The sequence below is a fragment of the Psychromonas arctica genome (assembly GCF_036697365.1).
Classification (GTDB): domain Bacteria; phylum Pseudomonadota; class Gammaproteobacteria; order Enterobacterales; family Psychromonadaceae; genus Psychromonas; species Psychromonas arctica_A.
Genome location: NZ_JBAHZA010000001.1, coordinates 393,342 through 414,561, shown reverse-complemented (window position 1 = coordinate 414,561; position 21,220 = coordinate 393,342). Strand labels below are relative to the sequence as shown.

At 38.5% G+C, this 21,220-nt stretch carries 19 protein-coding genes and 1 other RNA gene; 12 read left to right on the top strand and 8 right to left on the bottom strand.

What is annotated here, in order from left to right; translation table 11 throughout:
- Positions 1-78 precede the first annotated feature (78 nt).
- From hisS to V5290_RS01775, 5 genes are all read left to right on the top strand, one after another.
- Positions 79-1,356: a histidine--tRNA ligase gene (gene hisS, locus V5290_RS01795; protein ID WP_333381114.1), complete on the top strand. Its 1,278-nt coding sequence runs from the start codon at positions 79-81 to the stop codon at positions 1,354-1,356.
- Between the two features lie 37 nt (positions 1,357-1,393).
- Positions 1,394-2,068 carry a tetratricopeptide repeat protein gene (locus V5290_RS01790; RefSeq protein ID WP_333381112.1) on the top strand — a complete coding sequence of 225 codons (675 nt, stop codon included), beginning with the start codon at positions 1,394-1,396 and terminating at the stop codon, positions 2,066-2,068.
- 14 nt (positions 2,069-2,082) lie between these two features.
- A complete protein-coding gene (bamB, locus tag V5290_RS01785) occupies positions 2,083-3,282 on the top strand; it encodes an outer membrane protein assembly factor BamB (protein WP_333381111.1) in 1,200 nt (399 codons plus the stop codon).
- A 77-nt stretch (positions 3,283-3,359) separates the two neighbouring features.
- Positions 3,360-4,823: a ribosome biogenesis GTPase Der gene (gene der, locus V5290_RS01780; protein ID WP_333381110.1), complete on the top strand. Its 1,464-nt coding sequence runs from the start codon at positions 3,360-3,362 to the stop codon at positions 4,821-4,823.
- Between the two features lie 4 nt (positions 4,824-4,827).
- Entirely contained in the window at positions 4,828-5,064 is a 237-nt protein-coding gene (locus V5290_RS01775; protein WP_333381108.1) for a zinc ribbon domain-containing protein, read from the top strand.
- Positions 5,065-5,156: 92 nt separating this feature from the next.
- On the opposite strand, the gene V5290_RS01770 is transcribed toward V5290_RS01775, so the two are convergent.
- The 4 genes from V5290_RS01770 to V5290_RS01755 are packed head-to-tail and all read right to left on the bottom strand — an operon-like array spanning position 5,157 to position 8,803.
- A complete protein-coding gene (locus V5290_RS01770) occupies positions 5,157-5,738 on the bottom strand; it encodes a BON domain-containing protein (protein ID WP_333381106.1) in 582 nt (193 codons plus the stop codon).
- Positions 5,739-5,746: 8 nt separating this feature from the next.
- Positions 5,747-6,334: a D-sedoheptulose-7-phosphate isomerase gene (locus tag V5290_RS01765; protein ID WP_333381104.1), complete on the bottom strand. Its 588-nt coding sequence runs from the start codon at positions 6,332-6,334 to the stop codon at positions 5,747-5,749.
- An 8-nt stretch (positions 6,335-6,342) separates the two neighbouring features.
- Positions 6,343-6,711 carry a YraN family protein gene (locus tag V5290_RS01760; RefSeq protein ID WP_333381102.1) on the bottom strand — a complete coding sequence of 123 codons (369 nt, stop codon included), beginning with the start codon at positions 6,709-6,711 and terminating at the stop codon, positions 6,343-6,345.
- The gene (locus V5290_RS01755) at positions 6,680-8,803 is read right to left on the bottom strand and encodes a penicillin-binding protein activator (protein ID WP_333381100.1); all 2,124 of its coding nucleotides are present in this window, start codon (positions 8,801-8,803) and stop codon (positions 6,680-6,682) included. The genes V5290_RS01760 and V5290_RS01755 overlap by 32 nt, the downstream gene beginning before the upstream one ends.
- 119 nt (positions 8,804-8,922) lie before the next feature.
- Here V5290_RS01755 and rsmI point away from each other — a divergent pair, with 119 nt between their 5' ends.
- The 3 genes from rsmI to V5290_RS01740 all read left to right on the top strand — a co-directional run bounded on the left by rsmI (position 8,923) and on the right by V5290_RS01740 (position 11,293).
- Entirely contained in the window at positions 8,923-9,783 is an 861-nt protein-coding gene (gene rsmI / locus V5290_RS01750; protein ID WP_333381098.1) for a 16S rRNA (cytidine(1402)-2'-O)-methyltransferase, read from the top strand.
- Positions 9,784-9,821: 38 nt separating this feature from the next.
- Positions 9,822-10,194: RNase P RNA component class A (gene rnpB, locus V5290_RS01745), an RNA gene on the top strand.
- A 460-nt stretch (positions 10,195-10,654) separates the two neighbouring features.
- Positions 10,655-11,293: a LysE family translocator gene (locus V5290_RS01740; RefSeq protein WP_333381096.1), complete on the top strand. Its 639-nt coding sequence runs from the start codon at positions 10,655-10,657 to the stop codon at positions 11,291-11,293.
- Between the two features lie 570 nt (positions 11,294-11,863).
- Here the strand turns inward: V5290_RS01740 and V5290_RS01735 are convergent.
- Positions 11,864-13,261: an SLC13 family permease gene (locus tag V5290_RS01735; RefSeq protein ID WP_333381094.1), complete on the bottom strand. Its 1,398-nt coding sequence runs from the start codon at positions 13,259-13,261 to the stop codon at positions 11,864-11,866.
- Between the two features lie 89 nt (positions 13,262-13,350).
- Between V5290_RS01735 and V5290_RS01730 the strand changes: the two genes are divergently transcribed.
- Entirely contained in the window at positions 13,351-14,151 is an 801-nt protein-coding gene (locus V5290_RS01730; RefSeq protein ID WP_333381092.1) for a helix-turn-helix transcriptional regulator, read from the top strand.
- A 117-nt stretch (positions 14,152-14,268) separates the two neighbouring features.
- Here V5290_RS01730 and V5290_RS01725 read toward each other — a convergent pair whose 3' ends face one another.
- The 3 genes from V5290_RS01725 to V5290_RS01715 form a co-directional block, all read right to left on the bottom strand.
- Positions 14,269-15,000 (bottom strand): anti-sigma factor, encoded by a 732-nt coding sequence (locus V5290_RS01725; RefSeq protein ID WP_333381090.1) that lies wholly within the window; start codon positions 14,998-15,000, stop codon positions 14,269-14,271.
- A complete protein-coding gene (locus V5290_RS01720; protein WP_333381088.1) occupies positions 14,997-15,569 on the bottom strand; it encodes a sigma-70 family RNA polymerase sigma factor in 573 nt (190 codons plus the stop codon). Before V5290_RS01720 ends, V5290_RS01725 begins: the two co-directional genes overlap by 4 nt.
- Before the next feature lie 101 nt (positions 15,570-15,670).
- The gene (locus V5290_RS01715; RefSeq protein ID WP_333381087.1) at positions 15,671-16,222 is read right to left on the bottom strand and encodes a DUF3455 domain-containing protein; all 552 of its coding nucleotides are present in this window, start codon (positions 16,220-16,222) and stop codon (positions 15,671-15,673) included.
- A gap of 922 nt (positions 16,223-17,144) precedes the next feature.
- Between V5290_RS01715 and V5290_RS01710 the strand changes: the two genes are divergently transcribed.
- The 3 genes from V5290_RS01710 (at position 17,145) to V5290_RS01700 (ending at position 21,163) form a co-directional block, all read left to right on the top strand.
- On the top strand, positions 17,145-19,049 hold the full coding sequence (locus tag V5290_RS01710; protein WP_333381085.1) for a polysaccharide lyase family 7 protein: 1,905 nt from the start codon (positions 17,145-17,147) through the stop codon (positions 19,047-19,049).
- A 339-nt stretch (positions 19,050-19,388) separates the two neighbouring features.
- Positions 19,389-20,123: a hypothetical protein gene (locus tag V5290_RS01705; protein ID WP_333381083.1), complete on the top strand. Its 735-nt coding sequence runs from the start codon at positions 19,389-19,391 to the stop codon at positions 20,121-20,123.
- A complete protein-coding gene (locus V5290_RS01700) occupies positions 20,114-21,163 on the top strand; it encodes a 3-oxoacyl-ACP synthase III family protein (protein ID WP_333381081.1) in 1,050 nt (349 codons plus the stop codon). Before V5290_RS01705 ends, V5290_RS01700 begins: the two co-directional genes overlap by 10 nt.
- Positions 21,164-21,220: the final 57 nt, after the last annotated feature.

The following is a 21,220-nucleotide window of genomic DNA, read 5'->3' as shown; positions in this document are numbered from 1 at the left end:
TCCTTATAATGAGTTTCAATTTTATTGAGAATACATCTTAAATGTATTTTTATTCATCGACAGAATTCGGAAATCATTGTGGCAAAGAAGATACAAGCTATTCGTGGTATGAATGATACCCTTCCTGAGCAAACCCCAGTTTGGCAGAAACTAGAGTCCTTAATTAGACAAACCGTGAGTAGTTACGGTTACTCTGAAATTCGCATGCCAATCGTAGAAAATACTAATCTTTTTAAACGTTCTATCGGTGAAGTGACTGATATAGTTGAAAAAGAAATGTACACCTTCGATGACCGCAATGGTGATAGCTTAACGCTTCGCCCTGAAGGTACAGCATCTTGTGTTCGTGCGGGTAATGAGCATGGTTTACTATACAATCAAGAACGTAGAATGTGGTATATCGGCCCTATGTTCCGCCATGAGCGCCCTCAAAAAGGACGCTACCGTCAGTTTCATCAAGTAGGTATTGAAACGTTTGGTATGGCAACTCCAGATATTGATGCAGAAGTTATTTTATTATCTGCTCGTTTATGGAAAGCATTAGGTATTGAACAACATGTTGAATTACAACTTAACTCATTAGGCAGCAACCAAGAACGTAATGCGTATAAAGAGAAGTTAGTTGAGTTTCTACAAGCACATGAAGATCAATTAGATGACGATAGTAAACGTCGTATGTTAACTAACCCATTACGAGTGTTAGATAGCAAAAACGAAGGTGTGCAAGCATTATTAGAAAATGCACCGAAACTATCGGATTATTTTGGTGACGAAACAGCAGAGCATTTTGCTAAAGTACAGGCTTATTTAGATGCTGCTGGCGTTAAGTATGTGATCAATGAACGCATTGTTCGTGGTTTAGATTACTATAATCGCACGGTATTTGAGTGGGTAACATCAAGCTTAGGTTCACAAGGGACTATCTGTGCTGGTGGCCGTTATGATGGTTTAGTAGAGCAACTTGGTGGTAAAGCAACGCCTGCAGTTGGTTTTGCAATGGGCCTTGAACGTATTATTTTAATGCTTGAAACATTAGAGCTTAATAGTGATGTGAAAGGTGACGTTGATATCTACAGTATTTTAGTAGGTGAAAATACTGATGTCGCTGGTTTTAAAGTAGCCGAATTAGTACGCGATCAATTACCTCACTTAAAAATGATGCATCACTGTGGTGCTGGTAATTTCAAAAAACAGATGAAGCGTGCAGATAAAAGTGGCGCATCAGTTGCCTTGATTATCGGTGAAAGTGAATTAGAAGATGGCACTGTGACAATCAAAGACTTGCAAGGTAATTCAGAACAAAAAACCGTTGCAATTGACAGCTTAGTTCAGGTATTACCTGCCTACTTTGCATAAATTACTCATCAATATAGAGAATAAGTAAGGAATACACGTGGTTGATATTATTGAAGGTTACGAAACAGAAGAACAGCAAGTTGATGCCATTAAAAAGTGGTGGAATGATAATGGCACTATGCTTATCGTGGGCGCAGTTATTGGCTTAGCTGGCTTATGGGGATGGCGTTATTATGGCGAAAGCGTAACAGCTAGCCAAGAAAAAGCCTCTATTGAATTTGCACACGTATCTGAAAAATTTAATGCTCAAGGTGAAGCGCATGATAGTAGTGAACTAAAACAGTTTGTTGCTGAAAACGCAGGTAATAACTACGCAACACTTGGTGCATTACTATTAGCTAAAGAAGCAGTAGATGCTGGTGATCTTGAGTTAGCTAAAACACAATTAACTGAATTATTAGCAAGTAATGAATATGCTGCTTTAACGCCTATCATCGCATTGCGTTTAGCGCGTGTTAGTGCTGAGTTAGGCGAATATGATGAAGCATTAAGTACTTTGAACTCGATAGACAATGAAGCTTTTTTAGTTAAAGTAAACCAAACTAAAGGCGATATTTATCTAAAACAGGGTGATTTAAATGCTGCTCGTGCTGCATACCAAACAGCAGTTGATGCAAGTGAAGGACGTGTTGACCCAGTATTGCAATTACAATTAAACGATTTAGCTGTAGAAAAAAAGGCAACAGCCCCGAAGTTAGATGACGCGCAATAAACTGAGATAATATCATGATTAAATGGGTTAAAAATGTCACCGTTATCGCTACCAGTGCTGTTTTATTAAGTGGCTGTTCTGTTTTTAGCAGCGATGAAGATGTGGTAGTAATGGCTGAATTGCCAGTATTTGAAGCCACTTACAAACCACAAATAGCATGGTCAACCAGTATCGGTGATGGTGTGGATAAATATTATTCACAATTACAACCTGCTGTTGATGATGATGCAGTTTATGTCGCAGCACGAGATGGTGAAGTGGCGGCCTTTTCTATCAAAAAAGGAAAAGAGCTTTGGTCGATTGATTTAAGCGATCATAACTCTAACGAGTTTAATCGTTCTGCTCGGATATCTGGCGGTATCGGCTTAGATTTCGACACTCTTTATGTGGGTACTGAAAATGCGCAAGTATTTGCTATCGACAAAGAGAAAGGTGAAATCAAGTGGGTAAGTGAAGTTAATGGTGAAGTGATCGCTCAGCCTGTTTATGACAGTGGTTTGGTTGTGATTCATACTTCACGTGGCGATCTAATTGCATTAGACGGCGATACTGGTGAGCAACGTTGGGCATTGCCTAACGCACAACCTCGATTAACTTTACGCAGTAGTGCAACACCTAGTATCGCACAAGGTGGTGTTATCTACGGTCGTGCCGACGGTTATGTTTCAGCTGCATTGTTAGAAACTGGTCAACCGCTTTGGCAGTTACCTGCTGCACGAGCTTATGGCGCAACAGAACTAGATCGTATCGCTGATGCAGACATGAAACCGGTTATTGTTAACGGTACTGTTTACGCATTAGCTTACAATGGTAACCTAGTCGCTATCGACCTATTAAAAGGTGAGCAACTATGGGCGAAGCCTTATTCTGGTTACAATGATATTAGCGTTGCAGGCCGTGATATTTATTTAACGGATTACCGCGGTTACGTTTTTTCAATTAACCGTAGCAACGGCGAGCAAAATTGGTCTAATAAGCAACTTGCTTACCGCAACCTAACTGGTGTAACAATTGCGAATGACTTTATTGTCGTTGGTGACGCGGAAGGTTATTTACACTGGATTGATCGTGAAACAGGTCAGTTTGTTGCACAACAAGAGTTAGATTCTGACGGCCTCTATATCGAGCCTGTTGCAACTTCAACTCATCTTTATTTACAAACACGCAGTGGTGATTTAATTGCCATTGAAAAACCGATCTTAAATGTAGAATAATTTAATCGGTTTTTACGCTATACTGTAGCCCCTTGCTGTGCATGGGGCTTTTTTAGTTTTATAGGATTTCAAAATATATGTTACCAGTCATCGCTTTAGTAGGTCGCCCTAATGTAGGTAAATCTACGCTTTTCAATCGTTTAACACGTACCCGAGATGCGTTAGTTGCCGATTTCCCTGGCTTAACGCGTGACCGTAAATATGGTCAGGCGAAAGTTGAAGAACTTGAATTTATCGTGATTGATACCGGTGGTATTCAAGGTGATGAAGAGGGGATTGACGCATTAATGGCTGAGCAATCATTGATTGCTGTCGAAGAAGCGGATGCAGTTTTATTCTTAGTAGATGCGCGTGCTGGATTAACAGTGGCGGATGAAGCTATTGCAGCGCACTTACGTAAGCAAAACAAAAAAGTAATGGTTGTTGCTAATAAAACAGATGGTATTGATGCAGATTCAATGTGTGGTGAATTCTATGCGTTAGCCTTGGGTGAAATATTCCAAATCGCTGCTGCACACGGTAAAGGTGTTCGTCAGATGATTGATGCAGCACTAGAAGAATTCCAAGAAGAAAATCCTGTTACAGATGAAGTTGATGAATACGAGTTCGCATTAGAATATGACGATGAAGACGAAGATAAAATTGCAAAAGAGCAAGAGCGTCTAGCAAACTTACCTATTAAATTAGCGTTAATCGGTCGTCCAAACGTAGGTAAATCAACACTAACTAACCGTATTTTGGGTGAAGAACGTGTATTAGTTTACGATATGCCAGGAACTACACGTGACAGTGTCTATATTCCAATGGAACGTGATGGGCGCGAATATGTATTGATTGATACAGCCGGCGTACGTAAGCGTAAAAAAGTAAATGAAACAGTAGAAAAATTCTCTGTCATTAAAACACTAAAAGCGATTGAAGACTCTAACGTAGTATTGTTAATCATCGATGCGCGTGATGGTATTTCAGATCAAGATTTAAGCTTATTAGGTTATACCTTAAACTCAGGTCGTTCATTGGTAATTGCAGTGAACAAATGGGATGGTATGACAGAGTATGATAAAGAACGTGTTAAAACAGAATTAGATCGCCGTTTAGGCTTTATAGATTTTGCTAAGATTCACTTTATTTCTGCATTACATGGTACAGGTGTGGGTCATTTGTTTGAATCTGTTGAAGAAGCATACATGTCGTCAACTAAACGTATTTCTACGGCAATGCTCACGCGTATTATGGGCATGGCAACCGATGATCATGAACCGCCAATGGTTGGCGCACGTCGCGTTAAATTACGTTATGCACATGCGGGTGGTTACAATCCTCCATTGATCGTTATTCACGGTAACCAAGTGAAGAAACTAGCTGATTCATACAAGCGTTACCTAATGAATTACTTCCGTCGTACGTTAGGGATCATGGGCACACCAATTCGTATCGAATTTAGAGAAGGTAGTAACCCATTTGAAGGTCGTCGTAACAAGTTGACGCCACATCAAATGTACAAGCGCCAACGTATGATGCGTCATCACAATAAGAAGTAATTAAATGCAATTGCTTTGTCCACATTGTCAGTCAGAGCTAAATCGCAGTGGTGAATCAAAACGCCACTGTGAAACATGCCATAGTGATTTTATACTTAATATTGAATGCAATGAGTGTGGAGCAATATTACAGCGTTTAAAAGCCTGTGGTGCAGTTAATTTTTGGTGTGAAGATTGTAATGAATTGAAGAGTAAATCTTCTGCAAATTATAAGCTGGTTGCCAACAAAAGCTCTACATGATTGATATGACGGTAATTATTAAAAAGGAGTGTTAATACACTCCTTTTTTAGTTTATGAAATAATCTTTGGTAGATAGCCCTGGAGGCTAATCCTATTTAGCTGGAATAATTTCAAACACTCTCACTACTTGTTTTACCCCATCAATATTACTGGTAATTTCAGTAGCAAAGTCAGACATTTCTTTGCTTACTTGGCCAATCAAAAATACTTCTGCATTTTCTGTTACAACTTTAATTTTTAATGGATTTATTTGATCATGACCAGTTAACTTACTTTTTACTTTGGTTGTTAACCAAGTATCTTGTGTTTGTTGCACAATACTAATTGGTTGACTGATACGTAACTGATTATAAACACCCGCTACACCGTCAATATTATTTAATAGGTTTTCAATCTCGTTGCTGTGTTCTTGAGAGTCAATTTGGCCAATTAACAATAGGTAACTATTATTAGCAACAATATTAATACGAATATCTTTACTGTAAGCGTCTGAAGCAACGATGGTATCAATAGCAGCTTCCGATAAGTCATCATCTTTCACTAATTGTGCAATGCTACGTTCATCACTGCTTACCGCAACAGCAGTACCTGCAGCGACAATTAAACCACCTGCACAACCTTGTATAGCAAGTGTGGACAATAAAAGTGTAACGATTAAAAAAGGTGATCTCATTGTTTGTCCTAATATTGAGGGAATAATTGTTGGTCTATTAAATCACTTAAACAATTTACTACTAACATGTGTATTTCTTCTATGCGCGCACCTTTATCACTGGGTGCACGAATTTCGATATCATCAGCGCCTAATAGTCCAGCTATTTCACCACCATCAACACCTGTCATGGCAATGATTTGAATATTTTTACTTAATGCAGTTTCAACTGCTTTCACCATATTTCGACTATTACCACCGTGGCTAATGGTAATTAATACATCTCCAGGTTGTGCCAAAGCTGAAATTTGACGTGCATATATTTGGTCAAAGTGGCTGTCACTAGCAATGGCAGATACTAATGATGAGTCTGATGTGATTGCAATTGCTGGCAGAGCAGGGCGATCTGTTTCATATTTATTTAGTAAATGTGAAGCGAATATTTGTGCTAAACCTGCAGCACCACCATTACCACATATCAATAATTTGTGGCCATTAATTAAACAATCTTTTAATAAAACGGCTGCTGCTTCAATTTGTTCTGGTAAGGCTTCTGCGGCAACGATTTTTGTTTGAATGCTCTCTGCAAAGTGAGCTTGGATTTTTTCATTAACCATGTGATTTATTACTCTTGAAATGCATCTTGTATCCATTGCGGTTCTATTGTTGACTCACTAATAGCAATAACATCAAAGCGACAATAGGGTTCATCGTCAAGCTGTGATAAATAATGCTTAGCGGTCTTTATTAATTTTCGCTGTTTTTGCGGTGTAATGGAAGCAGTTGCTCCACCAAAATCCTGATTTTTTCTATATCTGACTTCAATAAAGACCAAAGTGCCTTGATCTGACATGATTAAATCGATTTCACCAAACCGACAATAAAAATTTTGGCATATTAACAACAAGCCCTGTTTTTGTAAAAATACCAGAGCTTGTTGTTCGGCTTGAACGCCGCGAGTATTACTGGCTTGAAAGAGGCGAGGTAACTTCAACTAACGTGCCATTTTCATAGGTTGCCCAACTTAACTTACTTTCTACGGTATTGTCGGCATCCAATGTAATTTCTCCTACTAAGCCCGGGAACTTATAACCCTCTATTACTTGCAGAGGCTTTAGTTGCTCAATAAGATTGTAACTATCATAACCCAAGGCAAATAAACGCAGTGTGCTTAAACGTTGTTTTGGCCAAATAGCTTGAATATTCTCATTCATTTGTGACTCATCATTAATTAGGAAGCTCACATCAGAGAAAACTAAACCGTTAAGTTCTTTATCTTGTGTGTTGGTAATATCAGCACTATGACTACGTGAGCTCGCGTAAAGAGGGATATCTTCAGCATATGGGCTGATAGTGACAGATAGATAAGGCTTAATGAACATTAGCTCTTTACGTTTACTGATAATATAAATCGCATCAATATCACGACGACTTCTTGCTTCAGCTTCTAACTTTCTACCTAACATACCTTGCATCTGTTTGATGCGTTCTTTACTTTGATCTATGTGTAATGCACTTGCTAAGAACTTGCCATAGTCAGAGTCTTTAGAAAAGTAATGCGTTTCAGCAGGGTAGCTTTCAACCGTTTCATCTGTTGCCTGCTGCGCTTCAGATAAAGATTTCCAACGAGCTTCAAATGCTGCGGCAGTTCGACGACCAAAATCAGAGTTTGGTGCAAACAGTAATGGCTTTTTGTGCTTATTTTGGAAAATTACTTCTGCTGCTTGCTCTGCCTCTCCTTCTGGAGATAGTGGAAATGCGTAGTGAATTGATGAAGTTCGTTGATCTGCAGGGAAGCCATTTAATGCCAATACTGGAATATCTTTTACTAATGGTAATAATGCTTCAACATTAGGCTTTAATAGTGGACCGATAACAAAACCAATTTGTTGGCTATGCAATTGTTGTGCAATTTCTTGCATGCTCATTGTATTTGTATCAAGGAATAACATGTGTGGTGGCGTTGCAATGTAATCTCTTGCTGAACGTGTAGAGTTAATGTTTTGTGCATCACCTGTACTATTTACTAAGCTAGTGTCATAGCCTGCATCCTGCTCTTCTTGTTGGCGTTTTTTAGCGTCAGCTTGGTTATAAAAAGCGTAACTAATACCATATTGAATTGCCTGTGCTGGTTTCTTAAATCGACCTGTGAGAGGCAGTAGTACAGCAATTTTAGAAGGCTGGTAAGGGCTAGCTTCTGGGATGTTTTGCAACTGTGATGGCATGTAATCAATAACAGGGTGGTTAGGGTAAAGTAATTTCCATGCCTCTACACCGCGTAATAATTGATTGGTACGTAATTGATAACGGTGGTAAATACTTGCTAACGAATACCATCCTTGCACAAAAGCTTGCTGATCAGTTAAAGGCGCTAAATCAGCGTTACCTGTTTGACGTGCCGTTAATTCAGCTTCAATTGCCGCTAGTTCGCTGTTGAGCGCATTACTTGTAGTTGTATTTGACACTGATGTAGAAGTGCTGCTGTTTGCAGAAGCGCGATTAAATTGGTTTAACACGCTTGGATCAAGCATATTTAACTCTGATAACATTAAATCATTATATTGTTGTTTTTCTTTGCCTACGGTTAATAACGGAGTTAATTCAAATAGTGTATCCACTGCTGCTTGATGTTCTTTGTCACGTACATGCAGCTCGGTTTTCAATTTTAAGTAATGCAGTTTAGCCGGTGCAGAAATTAACTTAGCATCAATACGTTTTAAGGTTTTCATTGTGCTATCGAGTTGATTTTGTGCATATTGATTATCGGCTATCAATAATAAAAGATGATTCTTTTGCTGTGTATTTAGTGTTTTATTTTGTAAATATTCAATCACTGAGTCAGCTAAAACATACTTACTTTCTTTGGTCAGTGCTTGTACTGCAGCTAACTGCCATTCAGTATTTGTAGGTTCTTTCACTTCTTCTGCTTTCTGTAGTAAATATTCTGCAGTTTCATAGAACTCTGTGAACAAGGTAGGCGCGCCTTTTTTACCTTGCCCCACACCAGTACAAGCTGAAACAAGCAAAATGCTTAAAGCAACAAAATAGAAATGTATAACACGTTTAGATAAATTTGCAGTGGTCAAATTATTGTCCTTTTTAATCAAACTAATTCAAGATCAGTTTTCAGATAGGTATCAAGATGCCTATAGTGTAATATTGCCGACTTAGTTAAACAATCCTTAACACTTTAATAGAGTCGAATATGTCTGAAAATAATCAATTAAATAACGAAGTAAGCGCAAAGTTGTACATTGTCGCCACTCCTTTGGGTAATATCGGCGATATTACTTATCGTGCCGTTGAAATCTTAAAAAACGTCGATTTAATTGCTGCCGAAGATACTCGTCACAGTGGTAAACTATTAAGTTACTATCAAATTAGCAAACCAACTTTCCCATTACATGACCACAACGAACGTCAGCGCGGTAATGTATTGATAGAAAAAATAAAATCAGGGCAATCTGTCGCACTAATTTCTGACGCAGGTACGCCATTAATCAGCGATCCTGGTTATCATCTAGTTAATGAATGTCGCGAAGCTGGCGTTGACGTTGTCCCTGTACCAGGAGCTTGCGCTGCAATTACGGCTCTTTCTGCTGCTGGCTTACCTTCTGACCGTTTTTCTTTCGAAGGGTTCTTACCTGTAAAAGAAAAAGCAAAAACAGAGAAGTTAACAGCACTTTCTGAAGAAACACAAACCATGATTTTTTATGAATCTCCTCGTCGCATACAGGATACAGTAAAACATATAATAAATATCATGGGGGCTGAACGTAAATTAGTGGTTGCTCGCGAATTAACTAAAATGTTTGAGTCATATTATACGTTATCAGCTGGTGAAATGTTGGAGTGGTTAGCATCGGACAGCAATCACTGTCGCGGTGAATTTGTACTAATGGTTGCTGGTGCAGCAAAAGATCAAGATACATTATCAGTGGATGCAATTAAAACCCTGACATTACTGAAAAAAGAACTGCCGCTTAAAAAAGCAGCTGCAATCACCGCAGAAATTCACCATCTTAAAAAGAATGACCTGTACAAATGGGGATTAGAGAACCTCTAGCCCTTGTTATCTCTATAAGTTTACGTATAATCCGCCGCGGAGTTGGCTAGATCGTCGCCGCTTTAATGGATTGGTAACTTGTTACCAATGTTATTAGAGGGGAGGAAAGTCCGGGCTTCAAAGGGCAGGGTGCCAGGTAACGCCTGGGTAGCGCGAGCTAACGACAAGTGCAGCAGAGAGGAGACCGCCTGCTAATTTATTAGTAGGTAAGGGTGAAAGGGTGCGGTAAGAGCGCACCGGCTAATGGGTAATCATTAGTGCAAGGTAAACTCCACCCGAAGCAAAACCAAATAGGCTTCCTGAGGCATGGCCCATGCTGGAAGCGGGTAGGTTGCTTGAGCCTGTGAGCGATTACAGGCCTAGACGAATGACGATTCACGACAGAACCCGGCTTATCGGCCAACTCCAACCATTTAGCCCCTAGTTTATGAAAATAAACTAGGGGCTTTTTCGTTTCTGGAGCAGGGTGGAAAGGTACAAGGGCAAGGTGATAAGGGGGCAAGGTTACAAGGTTACAAGGAGACAAAGTGCAAGGTAATGTTACTGGACTAGATGAAAAGTTAAGCGATGAACTCACTTCTTTACATGTTAATAATAAAACTCATTTTGGTTCGCTGTTGGAGACTGCTTTTTATACAAATTCGTCAATATTCCATATTACCGTTATTAATTTGGACTTTTTCCATCCATCCTCATGATGAAGATTTGATAAAATAACTTAATTGATTGATTTTATGGTTGATAAAGGTATTGTTATGTTAATTTTAGCAAATTAACATATTCCGTATTTCCACTGGAAATATGGAATTTTTCGGTTTAATAAACTGTTAGCCGTCTGTATAGGTTCATCATTTTAAAATAGGAGATGTATATGGATATAAGTAATATTTTAACTTTTATAGCAGTAGCCACATTACTTGTTGTTTCACCTGGACCTAACGGGTTCCTTATAGCAAAAACTGTCCCTGTTTCAGGTAAGAAAACTGGTTTTGCTAATATATGGGGATTCGTAGCGGCATTTTATGTGCATGGCTCGCTATCCATTTTTGGTATTTCTGTACTATTAGTTCAATCTGCTCAAGCATTTTTTATTTTTAAAATGTTAGGTGCCGCTTACTTAATCTGGATTGGTATTAAAGCGATTATTAGTGCTTTCAAGCAAACTGAAAGCTCCACTGGAAATACTCATCAAAGTCCCAGTAAAAAAAACTCAATACGTGTAGCCTTTTTTGAAGGTTTTCTAACCAACGTATTAAACCCTAAAGTATCAATGTTTTATTTAGCTGCATTTCCACAATTTATGCCAGCAAGTGAAGCAACACTCAGTGCATATACCCTAGTTACTGCTCACGCAATTGTTAATTTTTTATGGTTTTCAATGATGATTATAATGCTTTCAAAAGTTAAAGACATTACAAATGGAGCAAAGTTTAAAGTGTGGTTAAACTCAATTACAGGAGTCGTTTTTATTGCTTTTGGTTCAAAACTAGCTTTAATGAAAAACGGTTAACAAGTCTTCAAGCAGGACAAATAACAGTTGGCTATTGCTCCTGCGTCGCTTATTTTAGCTAACATATTATTTGTCTCTTAACGAGGCGTTGAGGCTGTAGAATTTCTCCGAAAAGAACGTTTTTACGTTCTTTTTTCATAATGGCTAATTGTACAAAAATAACCTTGATTGAGCAGTCCCTCTGAGATCTAATAGTTATGATTCGCTCAAAGATAAACATGATGGCACTCTTTTAAAGTAAAGAGGCGAACCTGACTTATCTTGCCAAAGTAAATTTATTCCAATTGATTTCGCACAGTAAATTATCCCTGTTAGAACTATGGGACACCCAAAAACTTTAACTAGCCCAAGAAGATTCTCCTGTCCTTAATTACTCCACTTAACTATTGCTTTAAAAGTGACGAAACATGTTTTGACCTTGGGGCGCTGGGCGAGTTAGCCTGCATGCTTTAACCTTTAACCTTTAACCTTTAACCTTTAACCTTTAACCTTTAACCTTTAACCTTTAACCTTTAACCTTTAACCTTTAACCTTTAACCTTTAACCTTTAACCATCTCCACTCCCTAATCTTAATTTATCCAACCTAATAAGTTCCACCATAGATAATCCAGTGGCATGAGTATCACAATGGTGATCAGTGCTAATGGTAGGGTGATTTTTAATAAACTAGCCAGTGACTCTTTGGCCAATTGCATAGCAATAATCAGTGGCGCAACTTGGTACGGAAAAATGACTGTCGAGAAACCGATCACTTGAGTCATTAATACTGCTGGAACTGAAAAACCGGTTGCTTGTGCAAAATCAGTGGCCATCGGTGTTAATACTGTTGGTACTCCTGGCGTTGTGGTGACTAAGCCAGTTACTGTCGAAATTAATGATAGCGACATAAAGCTTAAGAAAGTACTTTCAACGGATTCGGGTAGTAGATGAATAAATGCTTCGCCCATGGTCTCTCCTACACCAGACACATTTACCAATGTACCTAAACCTAACGCGGCAGAGACAAATATCACTGTGCCAAAATCGATTGAGCTATTAAATTTCTTGGGTTCTAAAACACCGAATTTAGGTATTAATAGAAGAATTGCAGCAACCAAACCTACCCAAGCTGCATTTACGCCATGCAATGAGTCCGTGACCCAAAATAGTAGGGTGATGCCTAAAATGATTAATACTTTTAATTGTAATTTATGATCAAATTCTGTGTCTTGTTGTTCTTCTTGTGTTGAATTTTCAGATGCGCTGATAGTTGCTGGGAACAGTTTTAAGACTAACCAAACTAATGCTAAAGACTTCACTAAGCCTAAAACTGGGAAGTGCAGTAGTAAGTATTCCATGTAACCAAAATGTACATCAAACAAGTTCTCACTGGAGCCCGCTAAAATCATATTGGGAATATTGGCAGGTAGCACGGCAAAGCTTGGCATGTTACAGGCAATAGCTAACGCTGTGGCAATACCGCGACGACCATTACTGCCTCGCGCAAATCCTACTTTTTCTGCTAGTGCCATCCCTACTGGGATCAAAACCACGGCTCTGCCAATGGAAGAGGGCATAATAAATCCTAGCATGATAGCGCTGACCACTAACCCTGCTATTAGGCGAGGGTAGCTGATGGTGAGATGCGGTGCGATAACCGCTGCTAGTCTTTTATCTAACCCTGATGACGAGATAGCTGAGCCAATAATAAAGCCTGCAATTATTAACCAGACGGCAGTGGAGCCAAAACCTGCAAATAACAAGTTAGGTTCGATTAATTGTAATGTAATGGCTAACGCAAAAAAGATTAAGCCTGTTAAGAAGGGCGGCAGTAATGACGCACTCCAACAGGTGAGTGTAATTAAAATAACCGCTGCGCTATAAGAGAATGCAGCAGGCTGATTAGTCATGGGAAATAGCATGATATACACAGCGAACAGGATAAAGACGAATGCGATCGACTTCTTAATACTGATTTTATTTTTCACTTATTACATCCTTGATCATCGAAAATGGTGGTAACTAGGCCATTGATGGTTATGATAATCCAACTTTAATGACGTTTTAAGTGTGAATTATGACAAATTATATTCTTGATGCGACAAGGTTGCCTCCGAGTGAGATGGCATACATTATCGACCCAGAACAACCTGTGCTTTCTCATGGCAGAAATATGCGTGCCGAAGAGGGCATGGTGGTGCATGATCATCCGCGTGGACAATTGTTATGGTCAGAGGAAGGAATTTTGAGAGTAAGCGGTGAAGAGACGGTTTGGGTAGTTTCATCTACACATGCTCTATGGATACCTGGTGGTATTACCCATCAAGTGAGTAGTGAAACGGAGACTAAAATCCGTAATCTTTATATTGACCCTTTTTATCCTGTTAGAAAGCATGAAAAGAATATTGCCATGTTGACCATGACACCATTAATGCAAGAGATTATATTGCGTTTAACTGAGCAGAAAAATCCGTTAACGGAGCAGCGCGTTAAACATTTGGGTTTAGTGGCGATAGATGAGTTAGACATATTAGAAAGGAGTGATGTGTATATTCATTCCGGTAAAGACCCGCGTTTGCAACGTTTGGTGAGTTATATGGTACAGCATCCACAACACAACTTATCTTTGGATGATTTATCAAGATTAGCAGGGGCGAGTGTGCGTACCATGGAGCGCTTATTTAAAGCTGAAACGGGGATGACTTATCGACAATGGCGAAGTCGTTTTAAATTGATGAATGCTTTAGGCCAGTTAAACGGAGGTGAAAGCTCCACCGCAGTAGCGCACCAGTTAGGATATAAAAGTGTCAGTAGTTTTATTCATGCATTTAAAATGCAGTTTGGTTTTACACCACAAGCCTATGCAGGCAGAAGTTAATTATAAGGAGACTTGAGATAGGCTATTGTGTAATGACTGACTATCGGTAACTCCTAAAGCAGGAATACAACATTTGTTGTTGATATTGTATTCCTATCTTAGTTAATCGCAGTTGTATTACATTGAAATACCACGCCCGATAGAAGTAATTGGGCCTGTTGGTTTACCTGTTGGTGAGCCGGTTTCTTGCTCTAAGGTTAACTCAAATAATTGATTTTCAGTGAGTGGTGGTAACTTGTTAATGTCCAATTTAAGCGTTTCGCCTTTTTTTACTAAGCCCAATGAGACCGGGGCATCCCAACCTTCTGCTTTAGTCCAAAATTGTAATGCTTTACCTGCTGGTATTTCCACTGCACCTAATGGCACTAACTGCATCTGGTTACTGTGGCTAGTTTGTATTACCCAACCTGGCGTTTTATCTTCTGGCTGTACTAATACGGCAATGTAAGTAGGTTCACTCAATACGGGTTGTAATGTTTGTAGTTTGAAACCTAACACCATAACTAGCACTAAACAGGCAACTGAAAATCCACGCCATAACGATAAGTTATGCCAAAAAGATAATAGTGGGTTGGTCTTATTTTGCATTATTGGTTTAGGTGATATTTCAAGCTCATCCAAACTACGTTCAATGCGAGCAGATAAAGGTTGAGGTGCGATAATCGGCTCTAATCTATCTGTTAATGATAAAAAGTGTGCTTGCCATTGATTAACTTCTTTTTGAAGCTCATTGTTGTTTGCTAGACGTTGCTCAAATTCATGTCGTTGCTCAGCAGTCAACGTTCCTAGTACGTATTGGCCTGCTAAATCTTCATCTATGTCAGGAGTTTTGTGCGTGTTTTTATTCATTGTAAACACTCCTTTAAAGCATTTAGGCTACGTTTTATCCATGATTTGACTGTGCCAAGTGGCTTATCAATCAATTTAGCGATTTCGTCTTGTGTATAACCATCTACATAAGCATGCAATACACACAACTTACGTTCTGGCTCTAAATATTCTAAACAAGTTTGCAGAGAAGCTTGAGCCAAATGGTCTTCAGATAGTTCTGTTATATCATCGGTCTGTCCTGCTGCGGCTAAGACTTGGTTATCACACAAATCGAGTAAAAAGTCTGGCTCAGCCAATACTTGGCGGTTGGTATGTTTTAATGCATTTAACGCTAAGTTGCGTGTTAATGTATATACCCAACCACGCGCAGAGCCAAGCTCTGGATGATAAGCTCGTGCATTTTTCCAAATCTTAATGAAAGCATCATGCACTACGTCTTCTGATAATGGACGGTTTTTTAAAATGCGCATGACCACTGTCAGTAATCTAGAAGCTTCTTGCTCGTACAATTGCGTTAGGGCTCGTCGGTCACCTTGCGCGCAATGCTGTAGAACACTTTCATAATCAAATCCAGTTGATGATGACAAATGATTTCCTTAATCAAAAAAGCCCAGTATGTAACTGGGCATCTTAAGGCATTACACTCACTTACTCTAGATAATAGTTTTCTAGAAGTGAGAGAAAACGCTTATTTCGCTTTCCAGAATAAGTATTCACCAGAGTAATTAACCACTACTTTATGACCAAGTTTATCCATGTTACAACCGGTTTCAGGTGCAGCACCGCCGCTTAAATTAATACGTTGTATGTAAGTAACATCTTTTAATGCACCTGGGCGAGCTGATTCATTAGCTTTTACTAACTGCATTGGAATACTACCTTTCGCTGAAGGTGATACTGCTAACTGCTTACCAGTGATCGATGAACCATCTAATGATTCCCATGTTGCTGGTGGACCAAAGTAAGAAACTAAATGGTTACCTTTGTTATCACTTAAAATTGCGCGAGGACCTGCAAATGCCCATTTTGCTTTTTCTTCATCTGATGTATCTACTTTACATTCCCAGGTAATGTTACCTTTTGCAGCGGTAAACATTGCGACTTGATTACCTGCTGGTACACGCACTTCACTTGGTAAGTTTTCTTGAGAAAAAGTACCTGCATAAGATTGGCTAGCTGCTGCCATTAATGCCGATACTGCTGTGATTTTAAGTGCTTTCAACATGTATTGATTTTTCATTGTCGTATTCCTTTTTATTGGTAGATTTTGAATATGAAAACAGTTGTTTTCCTACTGTTACTAGGTACTACAATCGACAAGCAATTTTGGATGCAGTGAAAGTGAAATAAATTTGAATTATTACTTAAATAAGCAGGAATTTAGAGTTTTAATGGTTTGTTTTTATATTTAAGTTATTGAAATTAATCTACTTTATTTTTTAGTTAATTTGATTTTTTTTGTAAATTAAATGGGAATTAAGTGTTTTATTATTCATTTTGTTAATGAATACAAACGAAGTCGTAAGTTTTGATTTTAAACTTTTTTGTATGTCTTAATTATTATTGCCTATATAAGGCATAACTATTCAGTGTTTATAAATAGACATATTCATGCAGTCTACCGCCTGCCATTTTTGTAATATTGTATGTAAATAAAGTGGCATTGTTCATGTTGTAAATATTTTTATTCAATGCCATCTAATTAAAACTAATAATATAAGCCATCTCTTCTCAACTTTCTCTTATGTGATTTTTATAAGCTTTTGATTAATTGGTTTTTTATACGCTAACTTTTATTTTTTTACGTTTTTATAATCTTTTAAACTGCGTTCTAACCCTGAACAGTAGTTACGTTATCGAAAGTGAGACATATTAAGATATTTTAATGATTCTCTTTATTTCTGTTAATTATCAAGTGCTTATTTTTTTGTTGATTAGTTCAAGGGTGAAAGTACCTATTCGTTATATATGTGACCAATGAAGTCTAAGGGGGTTAAAATTTTGTTTTTACTCACCTTTTTACCTGCTTTTAGTTGTTAAGTAATACAAAATATCTAATCCTAGCCGCGCATTTATGCAACAAAACAATTATTTAATTTATTAATGATAGGAGGCAATGTTTTACCACTTCTATGGAATACAACTCTTAAGGAATTCTTTTTATGCAACTCAAAACAAAACTGAGATATACAACAGCACTTGTAGCTGCTGCATTATCTGTCACTGTTATCCCTGCGGCCAATGCGGCATCGGTTAGCATTACGAATGCTGGTTTCGAAGACGGTTTTACCAGTGATAGCTGGGTGGATACCGACCCGTCATCAATTTCTAGCGATGAACGTAGTGGCTCTAAAGCCGCCAAAATTAGTGGTGATGGTGGTAAGTTTGAGCAAGATGTAACGGTTGAAGCTAATACAGATTATGAGCTAACGGCTTATATCAAGGGAACCGGGAAAATTGGAGCAACGGTCGACGGCACACGTTATACACGTACTGGTGGAGGCGATGATGACTATCAATTAGTAACAGCATCTTTTAATTCTGGATCTGCCACGACTATTACTATTTTTGGTAATTACTATGGTGATGAAGCTCGTTTTGATGATTTTGCATTAGAAAGTACAGGGACATCTGAATCGGTTAGTGAAGAAAGTATAGAATCCGGCACTTGTAGTGGTAATACATCGTTAGCAATAGATTCTGCAACGGATGATGGAACAAATGATGGTCATGGTCCTGAAAACGCGATTGATAAAAATACATCAAGTGATTCACGTTGGTCTTCTAAAGGAGTAGGTAAAGCCATTACTTTTGATTTAGGTGGAGAAGCATCGGTAAAAGAGTTAGCAATACAGTGGTATAAAGGCAGTGAACGTAGTTCTTATTTTGACATAGAAACTTCAACGGATAATAGCAATTGGTCTTCGGTTTACGCTGGTGGCATTTCGTCTGGTAGTGATACAAGTTATGAAAGCATTGATGTCACTGATTCAGAGGCGCGTTATGTGCGTGTTACTGGTTCTGGTAATTCTGCGGGGTCAACGTGGAATAGTATTGTTGAAGCACAAATCCTAGGGTGTTCTGATGGTGAAGTAGAAGAGTCAATTACTGAAGACACAACGGAGGAAACAGAAGAGTCAACGGTTGGAGAGACTTTTGTGGGTAGCTGTAATATTGATATGTCAATCTGGGGATATACAACCGGTGACGGTGTTTCAATGAATGATGTTGATGACATTCAAGACTTAGTCGATAACAAAACATTAGGGTCTAATGGAGCAGAAGAGATTACTTGGGAAGATGGTTGTCCTACCTTCACAGTTGCTAATGATGCAGCTAGCTCTGGCGGTTCAACTTACCCTCGTTCTGAATTACGTGAGTTGATGGCAAGATACAATGATGGTGGTGATGCAAACGTTAAAGGTTTTACTAAAAATAACTGGGTAACCAGTGAAGCATCTGAAAGTAATCAAGACTTGGTAGGTGGTGTTGATGGTAACATGAAAGCAACTTTAATCGTGAATACAGTCTCTGTTGATGCCGATAGCGAAGATCAAATTGGTCGCATTATCGTTGGTCAAATTCACGGTGAAGATCATGAGCCAGTAAAAATCTATTATCGTAAACTACCTGAGCATGACAAAGGCTCAGTGTTCTTTACCGTTGATGATTCAAGCGGTGACCCTGGTGATCGTATTAATGTAATTGGTTTTACTGATAAAAATGATACGGATGAAGATGCAAGTGGTGACCCTGTTGAACCTGAAAATGGTATTGCCTTAGGTGATGAGTGGAGCTATGAGATTGACCTAACTGGGGATCAATTAAAAGTAACGGTCTGGCATGATGGTTATACTTATACGACTGCTGATTCAATTGAGTATACTAAAACACGTTCTAAGCAATTAATTCGTGTATCAAGCGATACGGATGCTATCACCATTGATGATTTCTATGCTGATGATTACATGTACTTTAAAGCCGGCTTATATAATCAAAATAAAACTGGGACTAGTTCACCTGACTATGCGTCAGTGACATTTAAAGTGATTGATGTCAGCCATTAGACATATTTAAAGTGACTGCATAACTTATGTAATAGGATGCCACTCATTAGCTATAGGTGAGTAGCATTTTTATGTTTGCAGTGGGTAATCTTAGCTCTTCGATATATCTGTAATATATATTTTATTTCTTATATCTGCGTTTTAAACTAAATAATTGAATTAAAAATATCTTTATTAAGGTCTTCCACTAGTAATAACTTCTTTATATTACTGTAGGAAATTGAGTAATGACCTTGAACAAAAATAAAGCACTTTGCTATATAGTGCCTCACGATAAAGCTTCTGTTCACGACTTCAAAATATTATTTATTTACCGCAGTGTGCAGCAAGGTAATAAATATGCCCCATAATTTATCTCGTTGTTTTGCATTACCCGACACTCCTTTATTGGTTGGTATTAAACAACAGAATGCTAATGGTCAACGTATTAGTGATTGGACTAATAACCCCGATAATTGCGCAGCACATTGGGCGGAAGAAGAGCAATTTATTCTTGCTCATTTAATCCCGTTATTACTCTGCGGAGAACAATCGGCTCAATTAGTTTTTAACCAAGAGATCACGCGCTTATTTTCGCAATCAACTGTTGAAAATCAATCTATGGTTAATAGCTTAATTGAAGTTGAAGAAGACGAGTCCCGTCATGACCAAGCCTTACAATGGATACTTCAACACTTACCAATTGTGCCAACACAGAAAAAAATACAAGGTCAAGCAAGGCTGTTTTATGCCAAGTTAGGCAGGGGAGAGGGACGATGTCAGCATTTTATTAAAATTGCTGTATTAGACGCTTGCGTTACTCAAATTATGCATGAATTTGAACATTCATCATTAGGCGTTTCACACCCTTTTGCTGTGCTTTGTGGCTTGATTAAAAAAGATGAAGCGAAGCATGTTTATGTTGCTAAGCATTATGCTCAAGCATTAGGAGCAACACCTAGTATGTTCAAGTCAGAGCAAGTTGCTGTGTGTAAAAGCTTGCATAAATTATTAAGTTCGCAAAATCAACATTTTGCCGCTTTAGGTGTAGAACTGGCGCGTGTTTTTAACGCTTTGGAGGCTAAATGGCAGTAACTTTTGCACCGAATGATCTTAACTTATTATCAATTAATGCAGTATTACCTCCTCAACATATAACTAATGCAGCCTTATTTGAGGCACTTGAAAATTTATGTGGTCGAACAGCAAAAAGAAAGGCCGCTATCATAGCTAGGCGTTTAGGTGTAGAGGAGCGCCATTTGGTGCGGGATTTAACCAGTTCTTTAAGTGGCTGTACACCGTCAAGTATTGAAATGAGTGGCGAAGCTTTAACTCAAGCATTAATACAAGCAAATGTATCAGTATCAGATCTTGGCTATTTATTGAGTCATACTTGCACGCCACACACGCAAGTACCACCTAATGCATCATGGGTGGCAGATCAATTAAATATTGAGGCTCCTTATTTGGAGTTGCGACAAGCTTGTACTGGTTTTGCTAATGCTTTACAAATAGCGAGTGCTTTTAGCCTTAGTGACTCGCGACCTTTAGCTATTATTGGTTGTGAAACGGGTTCAGTGTATTTTGATATTAATAAAGGTTTTATTAGTACCTCGCAATTAGTTAATTATATGCAAATGGGAGATGGATGCGCAGCTGCTATCGTGCAGCAAGCGAGCCAATCAAGTCAACGCATTAGTGATATTTACATGGGACAAATTGGCCATGATAAACCTTCAGGTTTTTATCTGGATGGTGGGTCAGATAAAGTGGGTACTGGTGAAATGGCGCGTTTTCATCACAATACTGAAGAAGTCAAACGTAATGGTGAAAAACTATTTGAGTTAGGGTTACAGGCAATATTGTCACGTGGCTATCAGTTAGATGACTTTGATTATATTTTACCGCATCAAGCGAATGGTTATATCGACTCAATGATTGCAAAAAAATTAGGAGTGCCTATTCACCGTGTAATTAATGATAGTAAAGTGTTGGGTAATTTAGGATCGGCGGCTATTTGGGTAAGTTTAGCGAGATTAGTTAATTCTGGTCGGTTAAAGAAAGGAGATAAAGTGGTTGTTTTAGGAGCTGAAGCAACTAAATATCTTTACGGTGGTTTTGTCTATACACATTGAATAAAAGTTTAGGTGTCAACAGTTTACACTGAGTAACACCTATCCTTTTTTGATACT

Coding starts and splice junctions, on each gene's coding strand:
- bamB (WP_333381111.1), top strand. CDS start 2,083: ATGATTAAATGGGTTAAAAATGTCACCGTTATCGCTACCAGTGCTGTT.
- der (WP_333381110.1), top strand. CDS start 3,360: ATGTTACCAGTCATCGCTTTAGTAGGTCGCCCTAATGTAGGTAAATCT.
- V5290_RS01775 (WP_333381108.1), top strand. CDS start 4,828: ATGCAATTGCTTTGTCCACATTGTCAGTCAGAGCTAAATCGCAGTGGT.
- V5290_RS01770 (WP_333381106.1), bottom strand. CDS start 5,738: ATGAGATCACCTTTTTTAATCGTTACACTTTTATTGTCCACACTTGCT.
- V5290_RS01765 (WP_333381104.1), bottom strand. CDS start 6,334: ATGGTTAATGAAAAAATCCAAGCTCACTTTGCAGAGAGCATTCAAACA.
- rsmI (WP_333381098.1), top strand. CDS start 8,923: ATGTCTGAAAATAATCAATTAAATAACGAAGTAAGCGCAAAGTTGTAC.
- V5290_RS01740 (WP_333381096.1), top strand. CDS start 10,655: ATGGATATAAGTAATATTTTAACTTTTATAGCAGTAGCCACATTACTT.
- V5290_RS01730 (WP_333381092.1), top strand. CDS start 13,351: ATGACAAATTATATTCTTGATGCGACAAGGTTGCCTCCGAGTGAGATG.
- V5290_RS01725 (WP_333381090.1), bottom strand. CDS start 15,000: ATGAATAAAAACACGCACAAAACTCCTGACATAGATGAAGATTTAGCA.
- V5290_RS01715 (WP_333381087.1), bottom strand. CDS start 16,222: ATGAAAAATCAATACATGTTGAAAGCACTTAAAATCACAGCAGTATCG.
- V5290_RS01710 (WP_333381085.1), top strand. CDS start 17,145: ATGCAACTCAAAACAAAACTGAGATATACAACAGCACTTGTAGCTGCT.
- V5290_RS01705 (WP_333381083.1), top strand. CDS start 19,389: ATGCCCCATAATTTATCTCGTTGTTTTGCATTACCCGACACTCCTTTA.
- V5290_RS01700 (WP_333381081.1), top strand. CDS start 20,114: ATGGCAGTAACTTTTGCACCGAATGATCTTAACTTATTATCAATTAAT.